Annotated in this window: 7 protein-coding genes, 1 tRNA gene and 1 pseudogene; 6 read left to right on the top strand and 3 right to left on the bottom strand. The window is 67.3% G+C overall.

What is annotated here, in order from left to right; translation table 11 throughout:
• The 4 genes and pseudogenes from glgB to glgX all read left to right on the top strand — a co-directional run bounded on the left by glgB (position 1) and on the right by glgX (position 9,326).
• Positions 1–2,220 carry a 1,4-alpha-glucan branching protein GlgB gene (glgB, locus tag P5F91_RS24410; protein ID WP_145609858.1) on the top strand — a complete coding sequence of 740 codons (2,220 nt, stop codon included), beginning with the start codon at positions 1–3 and terminating at the stop codon, positions 2,218–2,220.
• A gap of 129 nt (positions 2,221–2,349) precedes the next feature.
• A pseudogene (glgC, locus tag P5F91_RS24405) lies at positions 2,350–3,579 on the top strand (glucose-1-phosphate adenylyltransferase); the annotation flags it as partial.
• Between the two features lie 75 nt (positions 3,580–3,654).
• The gene (glgA, locus tag P5F91_RS24400) at positions 3,655–5,109 is read left to right on the top strand and encodes a glycogen synthase GlgA (RefSeq protein WP_422394496.1); all 1,455 of its coding nucleotides are present in this window, start codon (positions 3,655–3,657) and stop codon (positions 5,107–5,109) included.
• Entirely contained in the window at positions 5,106–9,326 is a 4,221-nt protein-coding gene (gene glgX / locus P5F91_RS24395; RefSeq protein WP_277908514.1) for a glycogen debranching protein GlgX, read from the top strand. The genes glgA and glgX overlap by 4 nt, the downstream gene beginning before the upstream one ends.
• 9 nt (positions 9,327–9,335) lie before the next feature.
• Here glgX and P5F91_RS24390 read toward each other — a convergent pair whose 3' ends face one another.
• Positions 9,336–9,971: an NUDIX hydrolase gene (locus tag P5F91_RS24390; RefSeq protein WP_145609854.1), complete on the bottom strand. Its 636-nt coding sequence runs from the start codon at positions 9,969–9,971 to the stop codon at positions 9,336–9,338.
• A gap of 300 nt (positions 9,972–10,271) precedes the next feature.
• Here P5F91_RS24390 and P5F91_RS24385 point away from each other — a divergent pair.
• A tRNA-Asn gene (locus P5F91_RS24385) sits at positions 10,272–10,347 on the top strand.
• 589 nt (positions 10,348–10,936) lie between these two features.
• Here the strand turns inward: P5F91_RS24385 and P5F91_RS24380 are convergent.
• Positions 10,937–11,887, bottom strand: coding sequence for a ThuA domain-containing protein (locus P5F91_RS24380; RefSeq protein WP_277908513.1), 951 nt, complete (start codon positions 11,885–11,887; stop codon positions 10,937–10,939).
• 358 nt (positions 11,888–12,245) lie between these two features.
• Between P5F91_RS24380 and P5F91_RS24375 the strand changes: the two genes are divergently transcribed.
• A complete protein-coding gene (locus P5F91_RS24375; RefSeq protein WP_277908512.1) occupies positions 12,246–14,588 on the top strand; it encodes a TonB-dependent receptor in 2,343 nt (780 codons plus the stop codon).
• Positions 14,589–14,791: 203 nt separating this feature from the next.
• Here P5F91_RS24375 and P5F91_RS24370 read toward each other — a convergent pair.
• The coding region (locus P5F91_RS24370) for a hypothetical protein (protein WP_277908511.1) at positions 14,792–15,102 on the bottom strand (311 nt) is incomplete at its 5' end.

The raw sequence follows: 15,102 nt of genomic DNA, 5'->3' as shown, positions 1-15,102 counted from the left end.
ATGGCGCGGACCAAAGGCGAGGCATCCTGGACCGCCCGGCAGGAGGACATGGACGCCTTGCTGGGCGCCCGGCACGACGATCCCTTCGGCGTGCTGGGGCCCCACGTGTCGGAGCGGGGTGTCACCATACGCGCCTTCGTGCCCGGGGCGGAAACGGTGGAGGCGGCGACCCCCGACGGCACCCTGGTCCTGCCGCTGACCCGTGTGCATGACGCCGGCCTCTTCGAAGGCCGGGCCGCCCGGCGCAAGCGCCCCTTCCGCTACCGCCTGCGCTGCGCCAACGCCGGCGGCGCCTGGGAGTTCGACGACCCCTACAGCTTCGGCCCCCTGTTGGGCCCCATGGACGACTATCTGTTCGCCGAAGGCACGCACAAGCGGCTGTATGAAAAGCTGGGCGCCCATCTCAAGACCCACGAGGGCGTGGACGGCGTGCACTTCGCCGTCTGGGCCCCCAACGCCCGCCGGGTGTCGGTGGTGGGCGACTTCAACGGCTGGGACGGACGGCGCCATCAGATGCGGCGGCGGCTGGACAGCGGGGTGTGGGAGATCTTCGCCCCCGGCCTGGGCCAGGGTGCCGTCTACAAGTACGAAATCGTGGGACCCGACGACACCGTGCTGCCGCTGAAGGCCGACCCCTTCGGCTTCGCCAGCGAGTTGCGCCCCTCCACCGCCTCCGTTGTCACCCGCACCGACAATTTCACCTGGGCTGACGACGCCCACATGGCGCACCTCAAGACCATGGACGCGCGCCGCTCGCCCATCAGCATCTATGAGGTGCACCTGGGATCCTGGCGGCGGGGTGACGGCAACCGCTATCTGACCTGGGATGAGCTGGCGGACCAGCTGGTGCCCTATGCCGCCGACATGGGCTTCACCCACCTGGAATTCCTGCCCATCTCGGAATTCCCTTTCGACCCCTCCTGGGGCTACCAGCCCATCGGCCTGTTCGCCCCCACCGCCCGCTTCGGCACGCCCGACGGCTTCGCCCGGCTGGTGGACCGCGCCCACCGCGCCGGCTTGGGCGTGCTGCTGGACTGGGTACCCGCCCACTTCCCCACCGACGTGCACGGCCTGGCCCGGTTCGACGGCACCGCGCTGTACGAACATGCCGACCCGCGCCAGGGCTTCCACCCCGACTGGAAGACCGCCATCTACAATTTCGGCCGGCATGAGGTGGTGAACTACCTGGCGGCCAACGCCCTCTACTGGATCGACCGCTTCCACGTCGACGGGCTGCGCGTGGACGCCGTCGCCTCCATGCTCTACCTCGACTATTCCCGCAAGGACGGGGAGTGGATCCCCAATCGCGAGGGCGGCAACCAGAACCTGGAGGCGGTGGCCTTCCTGCAAGCCGTCAACACCCTGGTCTATGGCGAGCATCCGGGCGCCATGACCGTGGCGGAGGAGTCCACCTCCTGGCCCGGCGTGTCGCAGCCCACCTACGCCGGCGGCCTGGGCTTCGGCTTCAAATGGAACATGGGCTGGATGCACGACACCCTGGAATACGTGTCCAAGGAACCGGTCCACCGCAAATGGCACCATGACAAGCTGACCTTCGGCCTGCTCTACGCCTTCTCGGAAAACTTCGTCCTGCCGCTCAGCCACGACGAGGTGGTCTACGGCAAGCGCTCCATCATCGAGAAGATGCCGGGCGACGACTGGCAGAAGTTCGCCACCGCCCGCGCCTACTACGCCTTCATGTGGGGGCATCCCGGCAAGAAGCTGCTGTTCATGGGCCAGGAGTTCGGCCAGCGTGCCGAATGGAATTTCCAGCAGAGCCTGGACTGGCACCTGCTGGCCTATCCGGCGCATGAGGGCCTCCGCCGCCTGGTGCGCGACCTGAACGCCGGCTACCGCCGGGAACGCGCGCTGTATGAGACCGATTGCGTGCCCGAGGGATTCCGCTGGATTGTCGCCGACGACAAGGACCAGTCGGTGTTCGCCTTCCTGCGCTTGGGCGGCGAGGGCGCGCGGCCCGTGGCCGTGCTGTGCAACTTCACCCCCGTGCCGCGGCCGAACTACCGGGTGGGACTGCCCAAGGCGGGCCGATGGCTTGAGATTCTCAATACCGATGCCGGCGGCTATGGCGGCACCGGCATGGGCAACCTGGGGGCGGTGACGGCCACCGACCAGCCCGCACACGGCCTGCCGGCCTCGGCCGTGGTGACCTTGCCGCCCTTGGCCACCCTATGGCTGGCTCTTGACGAGCATCAAAGCTAAGCGACGGATAAAACTTGATAATTTCAGGCGGCGCGAATAGCCGCCCCAGGGAGGAAGAACGTGACAGGACCCGCGAAGCGTTTCAATAGGGCAACCAGCGATCGTCACGCCGGCCGCGGTCCCCTCGCCCGACATGCCATGGCCTATGTGCTGGCGGGCGGGCGCGGGTCGCGCCTGATGGAATTGACGGACCGGCGGGCCAAGCCGGCGGTCTACTTCGGCGGCAAGTCGCGCATCATCGACTTCGCCCTGTCCAACGCCCTGAACTCCGGCATCCGCCGCATCGGCGTTGCCACGCAGTACAAGGCGCACAGCCTGATCCGGCACCTGCAGCACGGCTGGAACTTCTTCCGCCCGGAACGGAACGAGAGCTTCGACATTCTGCCCGCGTCCCAGCGCGTGTCGGAAGAGCACTGGTATGAGGGCACGGCCGACGCCGTCTACCAGAACCTGGACATCATCCAGGACTATGAGCCCCGCTACATGGTCATCCTGGCCGGCGATCACATCTATAAGATGGACTACGAGTTGATGCTGCAGCAGCACGTCGACTCCGGCGCCGACGTCACCGTGGGCTGCCTTGAGGTCAGCAAGGAAGAGGCCAAGGGCTTCGGCGTCATGCATGTGGATGCGGAGGACCGCATCATCTCCTTCGTGGAGAAGCCCAAGGATCCACCCACCATGCCGGGGTCCACGGACCGCTGCCTAGCCTCGATGGGCATCTATGTCTTCAACACCGAGTTCCTGTTCGACCAGCTGCGCCGCGACGCCGCCACGCCGGGATCCAGCCGCGATTTCGGCAAGGACATCATCCCCTACATCGTGAAGCACGGGAAGGCGGTGGCCCACCACTTCTCCCGCTCTTGCGTGCGCTCCAGCTCTGAGGCCCAGCCCTATTGGCGCGACGTCGGCACGGTGGATGCCTATGCCGAGGCCAACCTGGACCTGACGGACCTGGTGCCGGGCCTGGACCTTTACGACCAGGACTGGCCCATCTGGACCTACAGCGAGATCACGCCACCCGCCAAGTTCGTCCATGACGAGGAGGGCCGGCGCGGCCAGGCCATTTCCTCCCTGGTGTCGGGGGGCTGCATCGTCTCCGGCGCGTCGCTGAAGCGGGCGCTGCTGTTCACCGGGGTGCGCATCAATTCCTTCTCCTCCGTGGAAAACGCCGTGCTGCTGCCCTATGTCGATGTCGCCCGGTCGGCCCGGCTGACCAATGTCGTCGTCGACCGCGGCGTCCACATCCCCACCGGCCTGGTAGTGGGCGAGGATCCGGAGGAGGACGCGCGCCGCTTCCGGCGCAGCGCCAACGGCACCTGCCTCATCACCCAAGCCATGATCGACCGCCTCGCTTGATTTGCCTGCCCTGATCGCCTGCCCTGATCGCCTGCCCTGATCGCCTGCCCCGATCGCCTGAAGGACTGATGCCCCATGCCGATTTCCGTGCTCTCGGTCGCCTCGGAGGTGTTTCCCCTGATCAAGACCGGGGGGCTGGCGGATGTGGTGGGGGCCTTGCCCGGGGCGCTGGCGGCCGAGGACGTGGCCGTCACCACCCTGGTGCCGGGCTACCCCGCCGTGACCGAGGCCCTGCAGGACGGGCAGGAGGTGCATGCCTTCGCCGACCTGTTCGGCGGGCCGGCACGGCTGGTGGCCGGCACGGCCCACGGCCTGGACCTGATCGTGGTGGACGCCCCGCACCTGTATGCACGGTCGGGCAACCCCTACATCGGCCCGGACGGGCGCGACTGGCAGGACAACCCCCTGCGCTTCGCAGCGCTGTCGCGCGCCGCGGCGGAGATCGGCCTGGGCCGGGGCGGCGTGCCCCAGCCCGACATCGTCCACGCCCACGACTGGCAGGCCGGCCTGACCCCGGCCTATCTGGTCTATGACGGCTGGCAGCGGCCGGCCACGGTGATGACGGTGCACAACCTGGCCTTCCAGGGCCAGTTCGAAGCGACGCTGCTGCCCCGCCTGGGGCTGCCGGCGCACGCCTTCAACATGGAGGGTGTCGAGTATTACGGTGCGGTGGGCTACCTGAAGGCGGGACTGCAGCTGGCCGACCGCATCACCACCGTGTCCCCCACCTACGCCCAGGAAATCCGGGGGCCCGACGCCGGCATGGGCCTGGACGGCCTGTTGCGCGCCCGGGCGGGTCAGCTGAGCGGCATCATCAATGGCGTCGACACCGCCATCTGGGACCCAGCCGCCGACCCCTTCCTGCCCGCCCCCTTCTCGCCCAAGCAGATGAAGGGCCGGGCGGCCGCCAAGGCCGCGCTGCAGGAGCGCTTCGGCCTGGCCACCAACCCCAACGCCCTGCTGTTCGGCGTGGTCAGCCGCCTGTCCTGGCAGAAGGGGCTGGACCTGCTGCTGGAGGCCATCCCCACCCTGATCGCCGCCGGCGGCCAGCTGGTGCTGCTGGGCGCCGGCGAGGCCGCGCTGGAGCGCGGCTACCGCAACGCCGCCGCGGCCCACCCCGGCCGCATCGGCTGCGTCATCGGCTATGACGAGCCGCTGGCCCATCTGATCCAGGCGGGGGCGGAGGCGCTGATCGTGCCCTCGCGGTTCGAGCCCTGCGGCCTGACCCAGCTGTACGCCCTGCGCTATGGCGCCATCCCCGTCGTCTCCAGCGTTGGCGGCCTGGCCGACACCATCATCGACGCCAACGAGATGGCGCTCGCCAGCGGGGTGGGCACGGGCCTGCGCTTCCAGCCGACCACCACCCTGGCGCTGGAGGGGGCCATCCAGCGCGCGGCCGCCCTGTATGCCGACCAGGCGGTATGGAAACGTCTGCGCCGCAACGCCATGGCGACGGATGTGTCCTGGACCAATCCGGCCCGCCGCTACGCCGCCCTGTACCGCGACCTGGTGGGGAATCGCGCGCCGTGAGCGTCCGCCGCCCCGCCGACGGCCCCGGCACCCCCGAACCGCTGGGCGTCACCCTGACGGCGCACGGCATCAACGTCGCCGTCCATTCCGCCCACGCCACGGCCATGGAGCTGTGCCTGTTCGACGCGGGAACCGAAGGCGAGGCGCCGACTGAAACCGTCCGCGTCGCCCTGACGGAGCGTACGGGCGACGTCTTCCATGGCTTCGTGCGGGGCATCCGCGCGGGGCAGCGCTATGGCCTGCGGGCCCATGGCCCCTTCGATCCCCGCGCCGGCCACCGCTTCAACCCGGCCAAGCTGCTGCTGGACCCGCACGCCACCCGGCTGGACGGGCCTTTCCTGCCCCATCCCGCCCAGTTCGGCCACAAGCCGGGGGAGCCGGACGCCGACTTGGCCGCCGACACGGTGGACAGCGCCCCCTTCGTGCCCAAGGCGGTGGTGGAGGGGCCGTTCGATCCCGGCCCGGTGACGCGCCCGCGCGTACCCTGGGGCCGGACCGTGATCTACGAATGCCACCTGAAGGGTTATACCGCCCTGCATCCTGAGGTGCCGGAGGAACTGCGCGGCACCTTCGCCGGGCTGGGCCACCCGGCGGCGGTGGACTACCTGAAGCGGCTGGGCGTCACCACGCTGGAAATCCTGCCGGCCATGGCCTGGGCGGACGAACGCCACCTGGCGCCGCTGGGCCTCCGCAACGCCTGGGGCTACAACCCCATCGCCTTCTGTGCGCCCGACCCTAGGCTGGCACCGGGCGGGTGGGCGGAGGTGCGCGCCGCCGTGGCCGCCCTGCATGCCGCCGGCATCGAGGTCATCCTGGACGTGGTGCTGAACCACTCCGCCGAATCCGACGAACTGGGTCCCACCCTCAGCCTGCGCGGCCTGGACAACGCCAGCTACTACCGCCTGCGCCCCGATGATCGCCGCTATTATGTGAACGACACCGGCTGCGGCAACACCTTGCCTGTCGAGCGGCCGGCAATGATGCGGCTGGCGCTGGACGCGCTGCGCACCTGGGCGACCCGGGCTGGCCTGGACGGCTTCCGCTTTGATCTGGCCGCCACCCTGGGACGGACGGACAGTGGCTTCGACCCCAACGGCGCCTTCCTGTCCGCCCTGTCCCAGGATCCGCTGTTGCGCGACCTGAAACTGATCGCGGAGCCGTGGGACATCGGCCCCGGCGGCTACCGTCCCGGCGGCTTCCCCGCCGGCTGGGGCGAATGGAACGACCGCTTCCGCGACGACGTGCGCCACTTCTGGCGGGGCGACGGCCACAAGCTGGGGGCGCTGGCCACCCGGCTGGCGGGGTCCGCCGATCTGTTCGGGGCCAAGCGCCGACCTTCGCGCAGCATCAACTTCATCGTCGCCCATGACGGCTTCAGCCTGGCCGATTTGGTGAGCTACCAGGCCAAGCACAACGAGGCCAATGGTGAGCACAACCGCGACGGCACGGACGACAACTCCAGCTGGAACCATGGGGTGGAAGGTCCCAGCGACGATCCGGCCGTGATCTCCGCCCGCCGCCGCGACATGCGGGCCCTGATCGCCACGCTGACGGTGGCGCGGGGCACGCCCATGCTGGGCATGGGGGCGGAGGCGGGACGCACGCAGGACGGCAACAACAACGCCTACGCCCAGGACAACCGCCTGAACTGGCTGGACCATGGCGCCATCGATGCCAGCCTGTACGATTTCACCCGTCGCGTCATCGCCTTGCGGCAGGCACACCCGGCCCTGCGCGCCGACCACTTCCTGACCGGTGAACCGGATACGGCCGGCGTGCCCGACGTGGAATGGCTGCGCGCCGATGGGCACGCGCTGTCCGGCGGCGACTGGGATGGCGAGGGCCCGCTGGTCGCGGTCTTCGCCGCACCGGCCGGGACGGGCGACATCGACCGCGTGGCCGTCATTGTCAACCGCGCCTGGGAGGCACGGACCATCACCCCGCCGTGGAACCGCACCGGCCACGGCTGGCGCCGCGTCCTGGATAGCGGCACCGAGGCCGACGGCGATGGCGACGACACCCCCGTTGACGGCCCCTTCCCCGTCGGGCCGCGCAGCGTTCTGGTCCTGGCGGAGCAGCCGGCCGACGAAGGCCGCCGGCGCTCCCCGCCCACAGCCGACCTGCTGGACCGCTACGCCCGCGCCGTCGGCATCGCGCCGGACTGGTGGGATGAGATGGGCGGCCACCATCCCGTGCCAGACCAGACCAAGCGCGCGCTGCTGGGCGCCATGGGCCTGGACGCGGAAACCCTGGGCGCTGTCCGCGACGGGCTGGAACGGCTGTCCGAAGAGGGACCGTTCCGCCCCCTGCCTCGCACCGTGGTGGGCACGGCCGCGCGACCGCTGCGCCTGGTGGTGCCCCTACCGGACATGCCGGCGCTGGACCTGGCGCTGCGGCTGGAGGACGGGACGGCCCGCATGCTGAAGGTGGCGCTGGATGGCCGGCGCCTGCCCGTCACCGCCCCGGACGGGCGCCGGTGCACGATGGTGGAGGTGACGTTGGACGCCTTGCCGGCGGGCGTGCACCGGCTCTGCCTGGCCAACAGGCCGGAGATCGCGGCCACCCTGGTGGTCGCCCCGCCCCGGGCCTACCAGCCGCCGACCCTGGTCGGCGCGCCGCGCTTCGGCATCGGCGCCCATCTCTACGCCCTGCGACGCGCGGGCGACCAGGGCGTGGGCGACTTCACCACCCTGGCGCGGCTGGGTGCCGGCGCGGGCGCGCAGGGCGCCGCCACCGTCGGCATCAACCCCCTGCACGCGTTGTTCGGTGGGGACCGCGACCGCGCCAGCCCCTACCAGCCGTCCGATCGCCGTTTCCTGGACCCCCTCTACATCGACCTGGCCGACCTGGGCGAGGCCGATCCCGCCGGCGCCGCCGCCGCCACGGTGGCGGCCGAGGGGGCGGCGTTGGACCAGCTGTCGGCCCGGCGGGCCATCGACTATCCGGGGGTGTGGGCCTTGAAGCGCCGGGCCTTGGCCGCTGCCCATGCCGGCTTCCGTGACCTGACACGGTGGCAGCCGGACCACGCCCTGGCGCGGGACCTCGCCGCCTTCGTCCACGCGGGCGGCGAAAGCCTGCAGCGCTTCGCCCGGTTCGAGGCCTTGGCCGAGATGCATGCCGGCCCTTGGGCGCATTGGCCCGAAGTGGCGCGCGTGGCGGACGCCCCCGTCGCCCCGGAGGGCATGGACTTTTCCCTCTGGCTGCAATGGCTGGCCGACCGCCAGCTGGCCGCAGCCGACCAGGCCGCCCGCCAGGGCGGGCTGCAACTGGGCTTCTACCGCGACCTGGCGGTGGGGGCCGCCTTCGACGGGGCCGAGACCTGGGGGAATAGGGCGGAATTCGCGCTGGACGCCTCTATCGGCGCGCCGCCGGACCTGTTCTCGGCCGAAGGCCAGGTGTGGAACCTGCCGCCGCCCAATCCCCTGGCGCAGGAAGCCAATGCTGGCGCCGCCTTCGCGGAGTTGCTGGCCGCCAACATGCGCCATGCCGGCCTGCTCCGCATCGATCATGTCATGGGCCTGAAACGCCTGTTCTGGGTACCCAAGGGGGCCGCCGGCCGCGACGGCGCCTATGTGGCCGCCCCATTCGACCTGCTGCTGGCGCGCACGCTGCTGGAAAGCCAGCGGGCCGGGGTGGTCGTGGTGGGGGAGGATCTGGGCACCGTACCCGAAGGCTTCCGCGAACGGCTGGGCGAGGCCGGCATCCTGTCCTATCGCGTGCTGTGGTTCGAGCGGGAGGACGGGCGCTTCCGTGACCCGCCGCGCTGGCCGGCCAACGCCGCCGCCTGCGTTTCCACCCACGACCTGCCCACCTTGGCCGGCTGGTGGATGGCGGCCGACATCGCCGAGAAGCGCGCCCTGGGCCTGCTGGACGACGCGGGCGAGGCCCAGGCCCGGGCCGCCCGGAGGGAGGAGAAGCGCGGGCTGCTGGACCAGTTGACCGGCGCCGACCTGCCGGGCGCCAACGATGTCGACTTGGACGGCCCGTTGGACGACACCTTGGCCGCGGCCATCCACGCCTTCGTCGCGGCGGCACCCTCAACCCTGATGCTGGCACAGGTTGACGACCTGGCCGGCGAGGTGGACGCCGTGAACCTGCCCGGCACGGACCGGGAGCGGCCGAACTGGCGCCGCCGCCTGGCCCCAGACGTGAACACACTGCTGTCCACCAGCCGCAGCCGCGCCATCATGGCAGCGGTGGCGCGGGAGCGCCGGTAGGGCCACCGCCTATCCGGCGAACCCGGCCGCCACCAGGGGCGCCAGATCGGGTGGCAGCGTGCCTTCCAGGTGCATGAGGCGCACCCGCAGCAGGGCGGCGATGGTCATGGCATCGAGAATCCCGCCCGACAGCGCCATGTCCAGCGCCGCGCGCAGGGGCAGGCGGCGGATGGTCAGTTGCTCCGTCTCATCCGGCGCCACCGGAACCTCAGTCAAATCCCACGCCAGATAGAGATGGGCATGCTCGTTGCCGACGCTGTTGGACATGTCCATGCGTTGGATTTCCAGCCAGCGGCCGGCGCGCAAGCCCGCCTCCTCCCGCAGTTCCTCGGCGGCGCCGGCCAGGGGTCCGATCGCCTTGGGACCCGCCAGGGGTATGCCGCCCTCCACCATTTCCCAGCTGTAGCGGCCGGCGCCGAAGCGCCACTGGCCGACCAGCCAGGTGTCGCCGTTGGCGGCCACGGGCAGGACGCCCACCGCCACGGTGGCGAACTCCACCGTGCCGAAGATGCCCGGGCTGCCGTCGGGGCGCAGGACCTCATGATGGAACACGCGCAGCCATGGGGTCTCATACCGCAGGTCGCGCGACAGCACGGTCCACGGGTTCTGCTCGGACGATGGCGGCGGGCGGGCGGGGTCGGACATGGGCTTTCGGATTCCTGATGGGGCATCGGCCCTAGGGATACGGCAAACGGCGCCGGGGTTCACCCCCTATCCGGCGATGCGCCATCATCCATTGCTTCGGCCACCACCCGCAAAGGACTGTTTTCCAAGCTTTTCCCGAAGGGGGCACCCCGCCCCCACCCCTCTCCATCCGGGGTCCGCCATATTTTTTTCGATTTTGCCAAACAAAGGGGTTCCCATCCCAAAAACGCTTTGCTATATCACCGCCCACCGCAGCGCCGCTGACTGATCGGTCAGACGAAAACGAAGCAGGCGCGCTGATCCCAGGTAGCTCAGCCGGTAGAGCAGGTGGCTGTTAACCACCGGGTCGGGGGTTCGAGTCCCTCCCTGGGAGCCAATAGGGCCCCCGGAACCGCAAGGTTCCGGGGGTTTTTCTTTGCCTAATGGCCACCATCTCCTTAATTACATGATATTTCTGGTACGTCGTCGCACCGGGTCGTTGGCGAGCGCAGGTGGTCCAACGAGGGTCGCTGTACGAAATTGTTGGTATCCTGGCTGTACCGACGTCGCCGCGTTGGTATCCTTGGCTGTCACTGGACAGGTGATGGCCATGGCCCTTAACGACTTGAAACGTCGCGTGCTTCGGCCCACCGGCAAGCTCAAGAAGCTTTCGGGGGTCGGCGGTCTGTAAATCATCAAGATAAATGACCTTGCTGATTTCAATAAAATCAGACGGTTGCTCTTTTTTACTTCTTCAACTGCCTTGGTACGTTGCCTCACCTTTCCCAAGAGGCCCACTTCGATGCCGGTTCACACTTGGCGGAGAGATCGACTGGGGCTTCCTGGAACAACGCCTGGGCGGGGTCTATCGCGACGACCTGGCCCTCCCGCTTAAGCTGGCGTCAGACCTTGCGTACGCCATGGACGGCCAGCCTACGCGCATAAGTGTGCCCAACCCCCTAGATCCGAAGGGGTTGGGCACCCATTCAGTGGGTCGGAAAGTCCTTGGCCTCTTCCAGTACCGGCAGCGTGACGGCACCGCTGGCGGCCCATTCGGTTCCCCGGAGCATCAAAGTCTGCAAACCTGCGAAATGCAGTGAAACCTCGTCGTGCCCCAGCGTGATCGAGAAGACGCGCCCTTTGCCATAGTCCGCCGTCCAGACCTGTGGATGGTCGGCGTCCATGCCTTTCATCGCCTTGAGCTTATCAGGAGTATAGGCCGCGACTGGATATTTCGGCCCGGCCAGTTCGGGGGCGTAGCTGGCCGAGGAATCGTGGGCCGTGGCCAACACGTGGATCTTCGCCTCGGGATCCATCTGCATGTTGGTGTACATGTCGTCGTTGTACGTCCAGATATATTCCCGCATCCCCTGGGTGATGGGATTGGTGCGATCGACGATGTGGACCGGGAAGGCACCAGGCGGTGACCGGCGGCTGTCATGCGGAGTCATCACCGCACCGATCAGCTTCCGATACTCTGGAATGTCTCGGCCCCAGGTGAAGGACGAGTGATAGGCGACCAGGCCGCCGCCCTGACGCACATAGTCATAGAGGGCTTTGAAGGCCTGGTCGGACCAGAGGTGCTGTGAGGCGTCTGCATAATTCCACCGGCTTGAATAGTTCAGCAGCACGACATCATAGGCCTTGAGCATTTCCAGCGTGCCCTGGTCGAAGTCCTCCGTCACTCGGACGTCGAAGCGTCCGGTGTCCTGCATCAGGGTGCGCAGCATGTTGTTCACGCCGGTCCAGTCATGCTCATAGCTGTTTTGGCCGCTGATAATCAGCACCTTGAGGCGCTTCTCCGCCGGGTTTACCGGGATGGCCACGCGCTGCACGGTTTCAGGGGGCCGATAGTTGATCGTCACGATGACTTGCGCGCTGGCGGTCGTCGCCACCAGCGTCAGCGCCGCGATCTTCAGAGCCTTGCCTACATTCATGATTTTTCCTCCCGGAATGGTTGATTGCCTCACCGCCATCAGGTACCCGCGGCGGTTCTAAGTTGTCTGCCCTCCATGGGTTTGTCTATATAGAATTAATGTTCTCATTATAATGTAAGGGCGCCGCTAGGGCCATCTCGGTTTTAAACGGGCGAACCGCGCCTAACCGGCTGACCGAAAGCATTTTCGCGTAGCTGAAGAGGCTGAGAGGCCTTAAATCGCTTTCCCGCCAGGGGAGAAATGTGGAAGCCCCTTGACAGGAGACGCAGCATTTTAGAAATTAGAATTCTAATTTCATGGTTCGGAAAGCGCATTGCCGTCGAACCATTACGCAAAAAAAACCGGGGAGGGATTGCCTATGTCGAAAATGTTCCTGAGAGGCATTTTGCTGATCGGCGCGTGTGGCTGCGCCCTGAACACGGCCGCCCGCGCACAGAGCGTGCCGACGGCCGACAGCGATATTCTTCAAGAAGTGATCGTCACCGCGCAGCACCGTGCAGAGAACGTGCAGGATGTTCCGATTGCCATGTCCGTGGTTTCGGGTGAGGCGCTGGCACAGAAGGGCGTGACCGATTTCACGTCGATGCAGAAGCTGGCGCCATCGCTCAACATCACCAACGACACCAACAACACCCGCGTCAGCGTGCGCGGCATCGGCACGCTCAGCAATAACGAAGCCCAGGACCAGTCCATCGCCGTCAATATCGATGGCGAGTACATCAACCGCCCCACCATTCTGAACGCCGCGATCTTCGACGTCGATCGCGTGGAGGTGTTGCGCGGCCCCCAGGGCACGCTCTATGGGCGGAACACCACGGGCGGTGCCGTGAACTTCATTACGCGCAAGCCCGGCGATACCTGGGGCGGGAACGCGGCGGTGACCTACGGCAACTACGACCAGGTCATTGTCGAGGGCGGCATCGACATCCCGCTCGGTAACGTGGGTGGTCTGCGCATCTCTGGCGTCCACCGCTCGCACGACGGTTATGACGAGCATACCAATACGCCATTCAGCCCGACCTCGGCCTATATCCCCAGCAACGCCAACCGCAGCGACACCGACGACACCAACGCTGGCCGTGTCACCTTGGTCCTGAAGCCGGTGGAGGGCTTGACCGTCCAGGCAGCGGTGGAGCGCATCGTGCAGGACATCATCCCGGCCTCCCAGGCCTGGGCCGATATGACCAGCGCGCAGAACAACCCCGGCACCAGCACCACCACCTGTGGCAACGGCTGGGTATCGGCGGGCACCGCGGGCGGCAGCGTGGCCTGCATACCGCAGAACACCCATGCCCTGTCCGGCATCAATCGCCATACCTATGATTCACCGCTGATGGGCGTGGGCTGGCTGCAACAGCATTCCACCGCGGCGCGCGGGCAGATCGCCTATGATTTCGGGCCGGCCACGGTGACCTACACCGGCGGCTACCGCACCACGGCAGACACCAACGTCCTGACCTTGGCGCCTGCCTTCCTCTTCACGCACTACAACGAGACGGTGGAAACCCAGAGCCACGAGTTGCGTTTCAATGGCGTGTGGGACGGTGTGCTGTGGCAGGGCGGCGCCTTCTATTTCCGTGAGTTGCAAGCCACGAATGGCGGTCTCTACACGCCCTTCGTCAGCGACAAGGGCTCCTACGTGAACTACTTCCAGCACCCGACCGACAGCCGCAGTTGGTCCGGCTTTGGGCAAGTCGAGGTGCCGCTTTTCGATGCGCTGACCGCCGTGGTCGGCGGCCGCTACACGTCGGATGTGCGTACGGCCACCTTCGCGAATTTCAATCCGTTCTACTATGTCTTCTCCGGCGGCACCGGCGCCTACAACACCGGCCCGACGGACCTGTCCGGCATCGCCAGCTCGATCGGCGCCAGCCGGTTGCCGCTGCATTACGAAGGCAGCAAGTTCACCTGGCTGGCTGGCCTGAACTACAAGCTGGACGCCGATACACTGATCTACGGCAAGGTTTCGACCGGCTTCAAGGCCGGCGGCTTCGACGGGACGGGAAATTCGTTCCGGCCGGAGACCAACACGGCGTACGAGGGCGGCGTGAAGCTGACGCGCGGCGACAACAGCCAGTACACGCTGGACGTCGCCGGCTTCTATTACGACTACAAGGACCTGCAGAACGACGTGCTGCTCAATCCCGCCGCCGGCGCACAGACCTTCAATGCCGGCAAGGCGACCATCTATGGCATCGAAGTGGAGGGCAAGGTGCGGCCGACCCGCGACGACACCATCTCCGCCTCGGTGAACTGGCTGCACGCGACATACGACAAATTCCTCGGCAGTGTCAGTTATTACAATGAATCAGGCACCGAGGCGCCGACCATCGACTTGTCCGGCAATCGCCTTCCCCAGGCGCCCGAATGGGTGCTGACATTGGGCTACGACCACGTCTTCCATCTCGGCACTGCCGGCAGCCTTACGGCGTCGGCCTATACGCGATATAAGGGCGACTACTATCTCGACTTCTACAATTACAACGACTCCCATCAAGTCGGGCATACCGAGACCGACCTAAGCATGACTTACAAGCCTGAGAGCAAGGCCTACAGCGTTCAGCTGTATGTGCACAATCTGGAGGACTACCGGTCCCTTGCCTACGCCGGTAACACCGTTGTCCCCGGCCAAGCGAATATCTGGAACTGGCAGTTCGGCCCGCCGCGTACCTTCGGTGTCCGCGCATCGGCCGACTGGTAAGCAATCCCTCCCGTTGCTCCCGGTCCTCTTCTCACCCGGCGCCGCCTCCCTGCGGCGCCGGGCTTTCTTTTGGTTCATCGCGGAACACCGGGGCATCGGAAGAGCGAGGCAACAGACTGAAACAGCTGAAGAAAGTAGCAGAGGAGTTGGGCTCCGACGAGTGCCGGCCGGGACCCGGCCTCTATACAATTTCTGCTGATTTGTCAGGCTGTTGAGTGCGAGCAAGCTCGGGGGCCCTTTCGGCGCCGGTTTACAGTGGGGCTGGGCCTTATGCGGCAGCGGCCCGCAAGAAGGCGCCCATGCTGGCCGCACAACAAAAAGCCCCGCCAGATCGCTCCAGCGGGGCTTTTTGTTGTGCGCTCGACCCCGCTGGTGACCGTGGCACCGGCGTAGTTGGACCCCGTGCCGCCCTGGATCAGGGTGACCCGGTCGCCGGCGATGTAGTTGCCCACCGCGCTGACCCCGGCGTTGACCACGCCGCCCGCCACGGTGGCCGCACCGCTGACGGTCAGCA

It is taken from the genome of Nitrospirillum amazonense, assembly GCF_029594735.1.
Classification (GTDB): Bacteria; Pseudomonadota; Alphaproteobacteria; order Azospirillales; family Azospirillaceae; genus Nitrospirillum; species Nitrospirillum amazonense.
Note: the sequence above shows the minus strand (reverse complement) of the source record. Positions and strands in the feature narration are given on the sequence as shown.